We start from the raw sequence: 14807 nt of genomic DNA, 5'->3' as shown, positions 1-14807 counted from the left end.
TCAGGATATCGAATCATGAGGCTTGGCTAAAACACGGTATTCATCATGGGCGGTACGTCGGGCATCGGCGGCGCGCCATCCCAGGGCGGCGCGTCGCCGAATGCGCCGGCGAGATGATCGATAAAGGCGCGCAGCTTGAGCGGCACGTGACGCGCGCTCGGATAGACGGCCTGTATCGTCAGTTCGGGCGCGCGGCAGGCGGGCAGCAGTGCGACCAGTTCGCCGCGCGCCAGCGCTTCGCCGAACACGAAGGTTGGCCCGTAAGCAATACCGGCACCCGCGAGCGCGGCGCTCAGCAACATCTGCATATTGTTGGCGCGCAGGCGGCAGGGCCCGCCGATCACATGCGCGCGCTCCTGCGCGTCGATCACGGTCCAGTCGCCCGCCGACACCGCTTCACCGAAGGCCAGCCGCGCGGCGTCGCGCAAGTCGTCGGGGCTGCGCGGCGTGCCGTGCTGTTCGAGCCACGACGGCGCGGCGCACAGCACCATGCGGCACGGCGCGATGCGTCGCGCGACCAGGCCGGAGTCGGGCAGACGGCCGATGCGGATCGCCACGTCGGCCTGGAGTTCGAGCAGGTCGGCGTAACGGTCGCTCAGCACGGCCTCGACGTTGACGTGCGGATGCGCCGCCATATAGCTGGCGATGGCGCCGCCCAGATGCAACGCGCCGAACGTGACGGGCGCGGCGACGCGCAGCAGGCCGCGCGCCACGCTCTGCGAAGCTCCGGCTTCGCGGTTGGCTTCGTCGAAGGCTTCCAGAATGCGCTTGCAACGCTCGTAGTAGGCGTGCCCGGCGTCGGTCAGGCTCAGGCGGCGCGTGGTGCGCTGGAGCAGGCGCACGTTGAGATCGGTTTCCAGTGCGCTCACGTACTTGCCCGCCATCGCAGGCGACAGCCCAAAGCGCCGCGCGGCGGCGGCGAAGCTGCCTTCCTCGATGGCGGCCACGAAGACGCCGATGCAGGTGAAGCGGTCCATGAGCGGGTCTCCCGTCGCGTGATTCGATCACAATATTATCGACTGAAGCTCGTGAATCGCCAATTATCGAATTCAGTGCGCGGATCTACGATGTGTTCACGGTTTCATCATTCAGACGCCAGGGAGCGCAACCATGAACATCGAAACGAACGGCATCCGCATTCACGCGGTCGAGGCGGGGCAGGGCACGCAGACGCTGGTGTTCCTGCATTACTGGGGCGGCTCGGCGCGCACCTGGCGTTACGTGACCGACGCGCTCGCCCGCGCGTATCGCACCATCGCCATCGACCATCGCGGCTGGGGCGATTCGGATGCGCCGCCGCAGGGCTACACGATCGCCGATCTCGCCGACGATGCGCAGGGCGCGATCGAAGCGCTGGGACTCGAACGCTATGTGCTGGTCGGGCATTCGATGGGGGGCAAGGTCGCGCAACTGCTGGCGTCGCGTCGCCCGCGCGGGCTGCAAGGGCTGGTGCTGGTGGCGCCTTCGCCGCCCTCGCCGATGGACTTGCCCGACGAGGCGCGCGCGGCCATGCTGCACGCCTACGACACGCGCGAGTCGGTGAGTGCCGTGCTCGATCATGTGTTGTGCGGCAGCCCGCTTGCGCCGGAGCAGCGCGAACAGGTGCTCGAAGACAGTCTGCGCGGCGCGCCGCAAGCCAAGGCCGCCTGGCCGAACGTGGCGATGCGCGAGGACATCAGCGCACAGGTCGCCGCCATCGCCGTCCCCGTGCTGGTGATCGCGGGCGAACGGGATCAGGTGGATCGAGTCGAGACGCTCAAGGCGCAATTGCTGCCGCGAATCGCCGGCGCGCAGCTCGAAGTGTTGGCGGGCGTGGGGCATTTGTCGCCACTGGAAGCGCCGGCGGAACTGGCGCGCTTGATTCGCCGCTTCGTTGGCGCACTCGGCTCGCCCATGGCGGATACGCCCGAAGCCGTACCTGTGGCGTTCGACGCGGCGTTCAACGCGGGCGACGCCGATGCCCTGCTCGCGCTGTTCACCGACAACGCCACGATGCGCATGACCAGCGGCGCGATCGTCGAAAACGACCGCGCGACGCTGCGTGATCAGCTTTCCGCATTGCTGAAGACGGGCGCGACAATCAAGAATACCGTGCGCCGCATACTCGGCAGCGAAGATATCGCGCTTGTCCTGATGGACTGGACGCTCACCATCCCTGGCGCGGAAGGCGGCGCGCACACCGAATCGGGCACTGCCACCCAGGTGCTGGCGCGCGGCGCGGACGGCCTCTGGCGGCTGCGCATTTCTAACCCGGCCGGCCTCGCCTGAATTCTGTTCCATAGGTGGGGGCTGCGCTTCGCGTTATCATTGCCCCCATCACCGAATGGTCCAACAGATTCACGCAGGTTCCAGCCGCCCATGGCCACCAAAAATACGACTGGCGCGCGCCGTAGCGCGGCGCCTGGCAAGCGCGAAGCGCTGCCTGCCGAGGCGACGCAACCCGCCCAGGCGGAAATCGACACCGACGACGAGAGCAGCGGCGCTTCCACCTATCTCGTGCCGGGGCTCGAACGCGGCTTGCGCATTCTGGCCGAATTCTCGGCGCGCGAGCCGGTGCTGGGCGCGCCCGAACTGTCGCGGCGCATCGGCATTCCGCGCACCACGACTTTTCGTCTGCTGCAGACGCTCGAAGCACTGGGCTTCATCGAACGCGCCAATGGCGATCGGCAGTACCGGCTGAGCGTGGCGGTGCTGCGTCTGGGCTTCGAATACCTGAGTTCGCTGGAACTGACCGACTTCGGCACGCCGGTGCTGGAGCGCCTGCGCGACGCGACCGGCCTGAGCACGCATCTGCTGATTCGCGACCAGCGCGACGTGGTGTTCGTGGCCAAGGCGCAGACGCGCGAGCCGATGTTCAGCTCCGTGAAGGTTCATGTGGGCACGCGCCTGCCCGCGCACGCGACCGTGCACGGCCAGGTGCTGATGGGCGATCTCTCGCTCATGGAACTGCGCGCGCTCTATCCCGAGAAGCAACTGGAACGCTATACCGAGCGCACGCCCGCCACCGTCGCCGATCTGTACGCGCGCGTGCGCGAGTTTGCGCAACAGGGCTACGCGCTCAGCGAGGCATCGTTCGAAACCGGCATTTCGGTGGTGAGCGCGCCGGTATGCGACCAGTCAGGGCGCATCGTGGCCGCGTTGACCGCAACGGTGCCGCGTTCGGATCTCGGCGACGTCGAACGCGGCCCGCTGGTATCCGCCGTCTGCGCGGCGGCGATGGATCTGTCCGCCTGCCTGAACTACCGACCGCTGCCGGGCGACCCGACCGCGGCCCAGGCCGTGCACGCCGCGCAACGGCGCAGCCTCCACGGCGCCTGACATCGAGCCTCGGGCGCCAGGCGTCAGATGTCCAACATCAGAACGAGTGATGGATGCCGGTGAGCACGATGGTCTGGTTGCGTCCGCTCGACACGCCCGCCGTGAAGAACGCCGCCTTCGCGTCCGAATTGGCATGCTCGTACAGCGCGTTCACATAGAGCTGGGTGCTCTTCGAGAGCGCATACACGTCGCCGATCATCAGCTGGCTCCAGCGGCGGCCCGATAGCGTCGTGGTGGCCGCGCCGCCGACGATGCTGTTGGCGGTTGTCACCTGGTAGTTCGCGCCCGCGTCGTAGCTCTGGAACGTGTCCGAATAACCGTTCGATTCCAGCCTGGTGCGCGTATACAAGCCGTGCACCATCACCTTGCCGAACGTATACGACGCGCCGACGCCCATGTTCTCCACCTTGCTCGCTACATAGGTCGCGGCGGCCTGCCCCTGGAAGGTGGTGAGGCCCGTGGTCGACATCGACACGGAGCGGTCGTGTTCGTTCGACCACGTCGCGCCGGCCTTGAACGGACCGTTCGCATAGCCAAGCGAAAAGCTCATCGTGCGTCCGGTCGAAAAGTTCGACGTATTGCCAAGACCCAGCATCGCCCCGGCGGTGAAGCCGTAGAACTCAGGAGAACGATACTTCACCGAGTTGTCGTAGGGCACCACGCCGGTATCGGCGAGCTCGTCGATATTGCCCGGGTGGAACGCGTACCAGCTCGCCGCCAGATAAGCGGTGCTGAACGGATCGAGCACGTCGAACGAGAACGGCGTCTGATGCCCGAACGTAAGCGTGCCGAACTGATCCGAGCTCAAACCCACATACGCCTGACGATTGAACAGGGTATTGGCCTTCGCCATCGCGCCCGTGTTCGTATAGAAACCGTTCTCCAGCTGGAAGACCGCCTTCAGGCCGCCGCCCAGATCCTCGCGGCCGCGCAGGCCCCAGCGGTCGGGCTGCATATTGCCCTGTTCTTCCATCCACTTCGAATGGCCGCCTACGTTGCTGACGTAGGCCACGCCTGCATCCAGGCTGCCGTATAGCGTGACGCTGCTTTGCGCCCATGCAGACGAGACGGCGCAGATGCCCGTCAACCCCGCGGCAATGAAGTGCTTCAACTTTGGACTCCTGATCGTATGACGAAAGGCCGGACGCGAAATCCGGCTCAGCTAACCCCTCACCTTTGACACTACCCACGGTCCGGCGCGCTTCTGCCGTGCATCCGACAAATCCTGGCCTGGCGCGCTTCGTATTCCGTGCTTTCTACCCGCATCGCATCTATTTGTTCCATATATGGATAGATGTGCTGCCTATGGAAAGTATAGTGATTCCTGTGGGACGCCAAAATACTTTTCTGGGACGGTAGTTGCCCCAGGTGCGGGATTGAGCGTGGGCTGCGATTACGCGCGTAACGCCTTGCCGCACAAGCGTTTCGGCAACTTCGCCAAGACCCGCTGCGACTCCATTCAAGCCCTTTTCAGGATTCGCTCGGTGTTTTCCCCAGGGCTATCGGATTTTTATTTTGTCCATGCGAAACGACTTCTATAATGACCATACATAAACTAATGTTCCGTATGTGGAACACGGTTGATCGGGAAAGGTGAGAAATGGCTGAAGAATGGCGCTGCGCCGGGCATGCCGGCGATCTGTCCGATGACGCACCGATCGAGTTCAAGCTCGATGGCACGGAGATCGGCATCTACAAGGTGGGCGATGAGGTCTATGCGCTCGAAAACGTGTGCCCGCATGCGTACGCGCTGTTGACGCAAGGTTTCGTCGACGAGGGCACGGTCGAATGTCCGCTGCACGAAGCCGTGTTCGACATCAAGACCGGCCAGTGCATCAAGGGCCCCGGTGGCCGGGCGCTCAAGCAATACGCCGTGCGCCTCGCCGGCGAAGAAATCCAGATCAAGGTGGAATGACATGCGAGAAATCCCCGTGAATTTCAATCCGATGCTCAAGCCGTGGCTTGCGCCCCAGCCGAACAACGTCGCCGGCAAGGGCGTGATCGAGCAGCCGGGCCAGCAGGAAAACATGGTCTGGCAGAACCGCAAGGCCGAGCCGACGCAATACGAAAACGACCTCGGCGACGCACTGGAACAGGTGTTCGAAGCGGGTGCGGTCGAACTCGACGACGTGGTGGCGGGCCTGAACCGCATCGGCTTGCGCACGCCGGAAGGCACGCCGTGGAACGCCGAGCGCCTCGCCGCCGAATTCCGTCTGCTCGCCGATTAAGCGGCGCACGCACACCCCGAACACGGAGCCCCCCACATGACCTCCCCCACATCAGAAGCATCAGCAGTTGGCGCAAATGTTGGCGCTAACGTCGGCACGAACGACCCGATCCGTGCCTATCTCGACCGCGGCATCAAGAACTACTGGTATCCGGTAGCACCGAGCTGGCAGGTGGGCGACGCGCCCATCGGCATCACGCGTCTTGGCGAACAGATCGTGCTGTGGCGCGACAAGGAAGGCCTGGTCCATGCGCTCGAAGACCGCTGCCCGCACCGCGGCGCGCGTCTGTCGCTGGGCTGGAACCTTGGCAAGAGCGTGGCGTGCTGGTATCACGGCATCGAAATCGACGGCAGCGGCACCGTGCAAAGCGTGCCGGCTGTTTCCTCGTGCCCGCTCGAAGGCCAGAAGTGCGTGAAGTCGTACCCGGCGCAGGAACATGCGGGCGCGATCTTCCTCTGGTTCGGCGATGACGCGCACAAGGAACCCGCGCCGCTGCAGCTGCCCGAGGAACTGGTGGGCGAGGAATACGCAAGCTTCCTGTGCATGTCGAACTGGAAGTGCAATTACCAGTACGCAATCGACAACGTCATGGACCCGATGCACGGCGCGTATCTGCACGCCACCTCGCACTCGATGGCCGACGGCGACAAGCAGGCCGAGATGCGTGTGCGCAAAACCGACACCGGCCTCATGTTCGAGAAGATCGGTCAGCGCGACGTGAACTTCGACTGGGTGGAGCTGGGCGAAACCGGCTGCCTGTGGATGCGCCTGGCGATTCCGTACAAGAAGAAGTTCGGCCCTGGCGGCAACTTCGGCATCATTGGCTTCGCTGTGCCGGTCGATGAAAACAACTGCCAGGTTTACTTCTGGCGTACCCGCAAGGTGCAGGGCTGGCAGCGCGACGCATGGCGCTTCATGTACCGCAACCGCCTGGAAGGTCTGCATTGGGCCGTGCTGGAACAGGACCGCTACGTCCTCGAAAGCATGGCGCCGAACGCGCGCGATCAGGAATTCCTCTATCAGCACGACGTGGGCATGACGCGGGTTCGCCGTCTGTTCCGCCAACGCGCGCAGCAGCATATGACGGACCTCGAAGCATTCCGCGTGCAGCAAGCCGCCACTACGCAAGGCGAGCATAGCCATGCATGACGTGAATACGTCCACGCAAGGCGCGCTCGCAGGCCGGCGCGTGATCGTCACGGGCGGCGCGCGCGGCCTGGGCGCGGCGTTCGTGAACACGCTCGCGAAGAGCGGCGCACGCGTCGTGTTCGGCGACGTGCTGCACGATGCGGGCGAAGCGCTGGCGCGCTCGCTGGTCTCGGAAGGTCATGACGTGGCGTTCCTCGCGCTCGATCTGGCTCAGCCCGAAAGCATTGACGCATTCGTGGCCGCCGCCGCGCAACGCATGGGCGGCGTGGACGCGCTCATCAACAACGCGGCCATCACCAACTCGGGCGGCAAGTTCGCCAACGAAATCGCCGTCTCGACATGGGACGCGGTGATGGACGTGAACGTGCGCGGCACGTGGCTGATGTGCACGGCAGCGCAGCCCTGGCTGCGCGAGTCGGGACGCGGGGCGATTGTGAATATTGCTTCGGACACCGCACTATGGGGCGCGCCAAAACTGCTCGCCTATGTGGCCAGCAAGGGCGCCGTGATTGCGATGACGCATTCGCTCGCGCGTGAGTTCGGCGGCGACAACATCACCGTCAACGCGATCGCGCCGGGGCTGACCGAAGTGGAAGCCACCGCCTATGTGCCCGCCGAGCGTCACGCGTATTACCTTGAAGGCCGCGCGTTGCAGCGCGCCCAGCTGCCCGAGGACGTGACGGGCCCCGTGCTGTTCCTGTTGACCGACGCCGCGCGTTTCGTGACCGGGCAGCTGCTGCCGGTGAACGGCGGCTTTGTGATGAATTGACCCGTTCGAATCGAACGTTCGAAAGCTGTAAAGGAGAAAGCAATGGCCGATGCCGATATCGATCGCAAGTCGTGGGACCGTCCCGCCGACGCGAGCTTTGATGACTGGATGAACAGCCGCGTGGCGCGCTATGAAACGCGCCGCTACGACTGGGACGCCCTGAAGTTCCAGGCCGACTACGACCCGAAGTACCGCCGCGCGCAGATGCGCTACGTGGGCACGGGCGGCACGGGCGTGGCGAAGGACAGCAACACGGTGCCTTCGGGCGGCTTCACGTTCTCGACGATGGTGATTCCGGCCGGCAATATCGGCCCGAGCCATATCCATATGGACGTGGAAGAAATCTTCTTCGTGCTGCGCGGCAAGATGAAGGTGATCTGCGAGAAAGACGGCGAGACGTGGGAAGCCGTGCTGGGCGAACGCGATCTGATCTCGGTGCCGCCGGGCGTCTATCGCACGGAAATCAACATCGGCGAGGAAGACGCGCTGATGTGCGTGATGCTGGGTTCGCCCAAGCCCGTCACGCCGACGTATCCGCCGGATTCGCCGCTCGCGAAGATCAAGCGCGATCTTCAGAAGTAAGCATCACTAAGCAGAACATCCACAAAGCCAGCCTGAAACCCAAGTCATGAACGAAGCGATCGACATTCACGCCTCATCAGCCGCCACGCTCGACACGCGGCTCGCGCGCTTTGCGCTGCGCGAAGTGCGAGCGGGCGAGGCGTGCGTGAGCTATCGCGAGGCAGCGGCGCAAGAAGCGAACGGCAATGAGGCGCTGCCGCTCGTGCTGCTGCATGGCATTGGCTCCGGCGCGGCTTCGTGGGTGCAGCAATTCGAAGCATTGGGTCAAGCGCGCCGCGTGCTCGCCTGGGATGCGCCGGGATATGGGGCGTCCACGCCGGTGGCGAGCGCGTCGCCCGTCGCCGCCGACTATGCACGCGTGCTGCTCGACTGGTTCGACGCGGTTGGCGTCGCGCGCTGCGTGCTGGTGGGGCATTCGCTCGGCGCGATTATCGCGGGCGCTTTCGCAGCGGCGCATCCGCAACGCGTGAGCGCGCTGCTGCTGATTTCGCCAGCGGACGGCTACGGCGCAGCGGACCCGCAAGCGCGCGCCGAAAAGCGCGATGCGCGCCTGGCGATGCTCGCCGAACTCGGCCCGCAAGGTCTCGCGGAAAAACGCAGCGCCAATATGCTCTCGCCGCATGCGAGCGATGAGGCACGCGCCTGGGTGCGCTGGAACATGGCGCGCGTGATCCCACACGGTTACGCCCAGGCCACGCATCTGCTCGCCAATGCCGACCTCGCCGCCGATCTCGCGCAATGCGCGGCTCGCGTGCCGATGGCGGTGGCCGTGGGCGCGCAAGACACCATCACGCCGCCCGCCGCCTGCGAGCGTCTCGCGCAAATCGCGCAAGCGCCGTTCGCAACAATCGCGCGTGCGGGACACGCGGGCTATATCGAACAGCCCGAAGCCTATAACGCGCTGATCGATACGTTCTGCCGTCAACATCAGCCCATTCAGCAATCTCAGGGAATCATCCAGAAATGACAGCCGACCTCGCCAGCGCGTCCCCCGACGCCGACGAAGACCGCAGCGATACGAACTATCGCGTGCCCGGTCTGGAACGGGGCCTGCGCATCCTGACCGAATTTTCGCCGCGCGAGCCCGTGCTCGATGCGCCCGAACTGTCGCGCCGCCTGGGCATTCCGCGCACGACGGTGTTCCGTCTGCTGCAAACGCTCGAATCACTGGGCTTTCTGGAACGCGCCGACCGTGACCGTAATTACCGCCTCGGCGTGGCCGTGCTGCGCCTTGGCTTCGAATATCTCAGTTCGCTGGAACTGACCGATCTGGGGCTGCCACTGATCGAGACGCTACGCGATGCTACTGGCCTGACCTCGCATATCGTGATCCGCGATGGCCGCGACATCGTGTTCGTCGCCAAGGCGCAAAGCCATGCGCCCATCTTCAGCTCCGTGAAGGTGAATGTGGGCACGCGCTTGCCCGCGCACGCCACCACCCACGGCCAGGTGCTGATGGGCGACCTCACGCTGGACGATCTGCGCGCGCTGTATCCGGAAGCGCATCTGGAGCGCTACACGCCTTCCACGCCGGATACGGTCGAAGAACTGTATATGCGCATTCGCGAAGACGCCGATCGAGGCTACGCCGTGAGCGAATCGTCGTTCGAGCGTGGCATTTCGGTGGTGTCCGCGCCGGTGCGCAACGAAACGGGCCGTATCGCAGCGGTTGTGACCACAACGATTCCGCGCCCGGGCATCGAATCGTCGCTGCTCGACAGCGGCCTGATCGACAAGGTCCGTCACGCCGCCGATGAACTCTCGAAGCGCCTGAACTACCGGCCCGGCATGCAGGTTGCAAATCACGCTGTTGGCAAGAAAACGTCGTATATGAAGGCATTGGGGATCAAATGATTCGAATCGATTTGACCGGCCAGGTGGCGGTGGTGACGGGCGGCTCGTCCGGCATCGGCCTCGCGAGCGCCGAACTCTTTCTGCAGGCGGGCGCAAGCGTCGCGATCTGCGGCCGCGACAGCGACCGCCTCGCACGCGCCGAGCGCCAACTGCGCGAACGTCATCCGCAGGCGCAACTGCTGGCCGCGCGCTGCGACGTGCTGGACGCGAACGATGTCGCCGCATTCGCCGCCGCCGTCGAACAGCGCTTCGGCCGCGTTGACATGCTGCTGAACAACGCCGGCCAAGGCCGCGTCTCCACCTTCGCCGATACCACCGACGAAGCCTGGCGCGAGGAACTCGACCTCAAGTATTTCAGCATCATCCGTCCCACGCGCGCCTTTCTGCCGATGCTGCGTAGCACTGCAAAACAAGGACAAAACGCCGCGATCGTGTGTGTGAATTCGCTGCTTGCCTTGCAGCCCGAGCCGCATATGGTCGCGACTTCGTCGGCGCGCGCCGGCGTGCTCAGTCTCATCAAGTCGCTCGCGGTGGAACTCGCGCCCGAGAAGATCCGCGTGAACTCGATCCTGATCGGCATCGTGGAGTCGGGCCAATGGCGCCGCCGCTACGAAGCCGACGCCGCTGCTCAGGCCGCCGGTCAAAGCTGGCAGCAATGGACCGGCGAGCTCGCACGCAAGAAGCACATTCCGCTGGGTCGCTTCGGTCTTCCCGAAGAAGCGGCGCAGGCGCTGTTTTATCTGGCCACGTCCCTGTCGTCCTATACGACGGGCAGTCATATCGATGTATCTGGAGGCGTTGCACGTCATGTCTAAGCAAACCACCGTCGGCGAACTGATCGCCGCGTTCCTCGAACAATGTGGAGTCCAAACCGCCTTTGGTGTGATTTCGATCCACAACATGCCGATCCTCGACGCCATTGGCGTGCGCGGCAAGATCCGCTATGTGGGCGCGCGCGGCGAAGCCGGCGCGCTCAATATGGCGGACGGCCTGGCGCGTGTGTCGGGCGGCCTCGGCGTGGCGTTCACGAGCACGGGCACGGCGGCGGGCAACGCTGCGGGTGCGATGGTCGAAGCCCTCACGGCAGGCACGGCGCTGCTGCACATCACCGGCCAGATCGAGACCGAATACCTCGATCAGGATCTCGCGTATATCCACGAAGCACCTGACCAGCTGAGCATGCTGTCGTCGATCTCGAAGGCCGCGTTCCGCGTGCGTTCGGTCGAAACCGCACTGCCGACCATCCGTGAAGCCGTGCGCGTTGCGCAGACCGCGCCTAGTGGCCCGGTGAGCGTGGAAATTCCCATCGACATCCAGGCGGCGCTGACCGACTGGCCCGCCGATCTGGCCGCGCCGCATCTCACCACGCTCACGCACGACGAAGCGCGCGTCGAACAACTCGCGAATGAACTCGCCAAGGCGAAGCGTCCGCTGCTGTGGCTGGGCGGCGGCACGCGTCACGCACGCGCGGCGGTCGAGCGTCTGGTCGCGCTGGGCTTTGGCGTGGTGACGAGCGTGCAGGGCCGAGGCGTGCTGCCGGAAGATCATCCGGCCACGCTGGGCGCCTTCAACGTGAGCCCGTCGGTCGAGCGCTTCTACAAGACCTGCGATGCGATGCTGGTGGTGGGCTCGCGTCTGCGCGGCAACGAAACGCTCAAGTACAAGCTCGGTCTGCCGCAACCGCTCTATCGCGTGGACGCCGATGCGCTCGCCGACAACCGTGGCTATCGCAACGCACTGTTCGTGCATGGCGATGCCGCGCGCGTCCTCGATGCACTCGCCACGCGCCTTGAAAACAGGCTTAAAGTCGATCCGGAATTTGCTGCCGATCTGGCTGCCGCACGCGATACGGCGGTCGAAGAAACGGCCAAGGGTCTCGGCCCGTATCGCCGTCTGGTGGAAGCGCTGCAACGTGCCGTGGGCCGCGACTACAACTGGGTGCGCGATGTCACGATCTCGAACAGCACCTGGGGCAACCGCCTGCTGAAGATCTTCACGCCGCGTGCGGGCGTGCACGCACTGGGCGGCGGCATCGGCCAGGGCATGCAGATGGCCATCGGCGCGGCGCTGGCGAATTCCGCAGCCAAGACCGTGTGCCTGGTGGGCGACGGCGGCCTGATGGTCAACGTGGGCGAACTCGCGACGGCGGTGCAGGAAAAGGCCAACGTCATGATCGTGCTGATGAACGACCAGTGCTATGGCGTGATCCGCAACATTCAGGACGCGCAGTATGGCGGGCGCCGCATGTTCGTCGATCTGCACCAGCCGGAGTTCTCGCAGTTCTGCGCGAGCCTGGGTCTGAAGCACTATCGCCTCTCGTCGCTCGACAACGCCGATGCGGTGATCAGCGAAGGCATGGCGTTCGAGGGCCCGGTGCTGCTCGAAGTGGACATGAAGGCCGTGGGCAGCTTCGAAGCCGTATTTGCAGGCCCGCCGGTGCGCAAAGAGGAGCCGGAACATGCGTAACGGCTACGGCGGACAAGCAGCACACGCGCAGCATGCTCCGATCGACATCGCGATGATCGGCTTCGGCGCGATCGGCCAGACCGTGTATCGCGCGGTGGCAGCGGACCCGCTTGTGCACGTCTCGCACGTGATCGTGCCCGAACACCATGCTGACGAAGTGCGCAAGCAGGTAGACAGCTCGGTTGAAGTGGTGTCGTCCGTGAGTCTGTTGTCGTCGAAGCCGCAGTTCGCGCTGGAATGTGCGGGCCACGCGGCGCTCGTCGATCATGTCGTGCCGCTGCTGCAAAGCGGCACCGATTGCGCGGTCGCCTCGATAGGCGCGCTGTCCGACCTCGATCTGCTCGAACGTCTGTCGCTCGCGGCCGACGAGGGCGACGCCACGCTCACGCTGCTTTCGGGTGCCATCGGCGGTATCGATGCGCTGTCCGCGGCCAGGCTCGGCGGTCTGGACGAAGTGTTGTACACGGGCCGCAAGCCGCCGCTGGGCTGGCTCGATACGCCTGCGGAAAAGGTCTGCGATCTGCGCACACTCGCCAAAGAGCAGGTGATCTTCGAAGGCAGCGCGCGCGAAGCGGCGCGCCTGTTTCCGAAGAACGCGAACGTGGCGGCGACGATTGCGCTCGCGGGTCTGGGTCTCGATCAGACCACGGTGCGCCTGATTGCCGACCCGGCAGTCGAGCGCAACGTGCATCGCATCGTGGCGCGTGGCGCGTTTGGCGAAATGTCGCTGGAAATGTGCGGCAAACCGCTGCCGGACAACCCCAAGACCTCGGCGCTTACCGCGTACAGCGCGATTCGCGCGCTGCGTAATCGTGCGGCGCGCTGCGTGATCTGATCCTTAAAACAAGCGTTTTTTGTCGTGATGGAATGCGATGCGTGGGCGCGATGCATATCGTGAACCGCATCGCAGCACTGGAAACAGAGAGACCTCTGATATGACTCCCTTCGATACGAGCCTCGTCCCGAACGGCGATATTTTGATCGGCGGCGAATGGCGCCAGGGCCGCGCCGCGCCTTTCGCGAGCCTTTATCCGGCTGACCAGTCGCTCAACATGGAGGTCTCGACGGCCAGCGCCGAAGACGCCGCCGAAGCGGTCGAAAAAGCGCACGCCGCCTGGAAGCAGGGTGAATGGGCCACGATGAAGCCGCATCTGCGCGCGCTCGTGCTCTATCGCATCGCCGACCTCATCATGCAGCGTCACGAAGCGCTCGCGCAATTGCAGCGCCGCGACAACGGCAAGCCCATCAAGGAAACGCGCGTGCTGGTGGCAAGCGCCGCCAATACGTTCCGCTATTTCGCGGCCTGTCTGGAAACCATGGACGAAGAAGTCACGCCTTCGCGCGGCGACTATCTGACCATGAGCGTATACGAGCCGATTGGCGTGATCGCCGCGATCACGCCGTGGAATTCGCCCATCGCATCGGATGCGCAAAAGCTCGCGCCCGCACTGGCCGCCGGTAACGCCGTGGTGCTCAAGCCCGCCGAAGTCACGCCGCTGGTTTCGCTGGCACTCGCACGCATCTGTGAAGAAGCGGGCGTGCCCAAGGGCATCGTGAGCGTGCTGCCCGGCAAGGGTTCGGTGATCGGCGACGTGCTGGTGCGCCATCCGCTGGTCAGGAAAGTGTCGTTCACGGGCGGCACCGAAGTGGGCCGCGGCATCGCGCGCATCGCGGCGGACAAGCTCATGCCCGTCTCGCTCGAACTGGGCGGCAAGTCGCCGACGATGGTGTTCGAAGACGCGGATATCGATCATGCAGTGAACGGCGTGCTGTACGGCATTTTCAGCTCGTCGGGCGAAGCGTGCATCGCGGGTTCGCGCCTCTTTGTGCAGCGTTCGATTTACGACACGTTCATGAAGCGTCTCGTGGAAGGCGCGCGCAAGCTGCGCGTGGGCGATCCGTCCAGCGAAAACACGCAGATGGGTCCGCTCATCACCGCGAAGCATCGCGAATCGGTCGAGCGTTATGTGGCCATCGGCCTTGAAGAAGGCGGCCGTTTGCTGTGCGGCGGTGAGCGCCCGGTGGGCGACCAGCGCGAACACGGCTTCTTCTATCAGCCGACGATTCTCGAAGGTCTGAAGAATAGCGCGCGCATCTGCCAGGAAGAAATTTTCGGACCGGTGCTGGTGGCGATGCCCTTCGACGACGAAGCCGCCCTGATCGAAGAAGCCAACGACAGCGTCTTCGGTCTGGCCGCCGGCATCTGGACGCGCGACTACAAGCGCGCGTGGCGCGTGGCGCGCAAGCTCGAAGCCGGCACGGTCTGGATCAACACGTACAAGCTGTTCTCGATTTCCACGCCGTTCTCGGGCTGGAAGGAAAGCGGCATGGGCCGCGAGAAAGGCCGGCTTGGCATTCGCGAATATATGCAGCAAAAGAGCCTCTACTGGGGCTTGAACGACGCGCCGCTGCCCTGGGCCAACGCCTGAACGCACGCGCAC

15 protein-coding genes are annotated in these 14807 nt (G+C 64.7%); 13 read left to right on the top strand and 2 right to left on the bottom strand.

Annotated features, from left to right (window positions below; all coding sequences use genetic code 11):
• Positions 1 to 26 precede the first annotated feature (26 nt).
• Complete coding sequence (locus tag F4827_RS28050) at positions 27 to 977, bottom strand: LysR family transcriptional regulator (RefSeq protein ID WP_183729556.1); 951 nt, start codon at positions 975 to 977, stop codon at positions 27 to 29.
• Between the two features lie 133 nt (positions 978 to 1110).
• Here F4827_RS28050 and F4827_RS28045 point away from each other — a divergent pair, with 133 nt between their 5' ends.
• Positions 1111 to 2268, top strand: coding sequence for an alpha/beta fold hydrolase (locus tag F4827_RS28045; RefSeq protein ID WP_183729553.1), 1158 nt, complete (start codon positions 1111 to 1113; stop codon positions 2266 to 2268).
• Between the two features lie 90 nt (positions 2269 to 2358).
• On the top strand, positions 2359 to 3318 hold the full coding sequence (locus F4827_RS28040; RefSeq protein ID WP_183729550.1) for an IclR family transcriptional regulator: 960 nt from the start codon (positions 2359 to 2361) through the stop codon (positions 3316 to 3318).
• A 37-nt stretch (positions 3319 to 3355) separates the two neighbouring features.
• Here F4827_RS28040 and F4827_RS28035 read toward each other — a convergent pair whose 3' ends face one another.
• Positions 3356 to 4429, bottom strand: coding sequence for a porin (locus F4827_RS28035; RefSeq protein WP_183729546.1), 1074 nt, complete (start codon positions 4427 to 4429; stop codon positions 3356 to 3358).
• A gap of 489 nt (positions 4430 to 4918) precedes the next feature.
• Between F4827_RS28035 and F4827_RS28030 the strand changes: the two genes are divergently transcribed.
• The 11 genes from F4827_RS28030 to F4827_RS27980 all read left to right on the top strand — a co-directional run bounded on the left by F4827_RS28030 (position 4919) and on the right by F4827_RS27980 (position 14795).
• Entirely contained in the window at positions 4919 to 5233 is a 315-nt protein-coding gene (locus tag F4827_RS28030) for a non-heme iron oxygenase ferredoxin subunit (RefSeq protein WP_103704358.1), read from the top strand.
• 1 nt (position 5234) lies between these two features.
• Entirely contained in the window at positions 5235 to 5546 is a 312-nt protein-coding gene (locus tag F4827_RS28025) for a recombinase-like helix-turn-helix domain-containing protein (RefSeq protein ID WP_183729543.1), read from the top strand.
• A 36-nt stretch (positions 5547 to 5582) separates the two neighbouring features.
• Positions 5583 to 6695, top strand: coding sequence for an aromatic ring-hydroxylating dioxygenase subunit alpha (locus F4827_RS28020; protein WP_260175444.1), 1113 nt, complete (start codon positions 5583 to 5585; stop codon positions 6693 to 6695).
• Complete coding sequence (locus tag F4827_RS28015) at positions 6688 to 7464, top strand: SDR family oxidoreductase (RefSeq protein WP_183729540.1); 777 nt, start codon at positions 6688 to 6690, stop codon at positions 7462 to 7464. Before F4827_RS28020 ends, F4827_RS28015 begins: the two co-directional genes overlap by 8 nt.
• Positions 7465 to 7506: 42 nt before the next feature.
• On the top strand, positions 7507 to 8046 hold the full coding sequence (locus F4827_RS28010) for a cupin domain-containing protein (protein WP_183729537.1): 540 nt from the start codon (positions 7507 to 7509) through the stop codon (positions 8044 to 8046).
• Positions 8047 to 8092: 46 nt separating this feature from the next.
• Positions 8093 to 9013, top strand: coding sequence for an alpha/beta fold hydrolase (locus F4827_RS28005; protein ID WP_183729534.1), 921 nt, complete (start codon positions 8093 to 8095; stop codon positions 9011 to 9013).
• Positions 9010 to 9900: an IclR family transcriptional regulator gene (locus F4827_RS28000; RefSeq protein ID WP_183729531.1), complete on the top strand. Its 891-nt coding sequence runs from the start codon at positions 9010 to 9012 to the stop codon at positions 9898 to 9900. Before F4827_RS28005 ends, F4827_RS28000 begins: the two co-directional genes overlap by 4 nt.
• A complete protein-coding gene (locus tag F4827_RS27995; protein ID WP_183729528.1) occupies positions 9897 to 10715 on the top strand; it encodes an SDR family oxidoreductase in 819 nt (272 codons plus the stop codon). The genes F4827_RS28000 and F4827_RS27995 overlap by 4 nt, the downstream gene beginning before the upstream one ends.
• Positions 10708 to 12366 carry a thiamine pyrophosphate-binding protein gene (locus F4827_RS27990; RefSeq protein WP_183729525.1) on the top strand — a complete coding sequence of 553 codons (1659 nt, stop codon included), beginning with the start codon at positions 10708 to 10710 and terminating at the stop codon, positions 12364 to 12366. Before F4827_RS27995 ends, F4827_RS27990 begins: the two co-directional genes overlap by 8 nt.
• Positions 12359 to 13201 (top strand): aspartate dehydrogenase, encoded by an 843-nt coding sequence (locus tag F4827_RS27985; protein WP_183729522.1) that lies wholly within the window; start codon positions 12359 to 12361, stop codon positions 13199 to 13201. Before F4827_RS27990 ends, F4827_RS27985 begins: the two co-directional genes overlap by 8 nt.
• A 100-nt stretch (positions 13202 to 13301) precedes the next feature.
• Positions 13302 to 14795: an aldehyde dehydrogenase gene (locus F4827_RS27980; protein WP_183729519.1), complete on the top strand. Its 1494-nt coding sequence runs from the start codon at positions 13302 to 13304 to the stop codon at positions 14793 to 14795.
• The last annotated feature ends 12 nt before the right edge of the window (positions 14796 to 14807 follow it).

Origin of the sequence: Paraburkholderia bannensis (genome assembly GCF_014200455.1) — a bacterium.
GTDB lineage: Bacteria > Pseudomonadota > Gammaproteobacteria > Burkholderiales > Burkholderiaceae > Paraburkholderia > Paraburkholderia bannensis_A.
The sequence above is the reverse complement of the archived record's forward strand: the minus strand, read 5'-3'. Positions and strand labels throughout refer to the sequence as shown.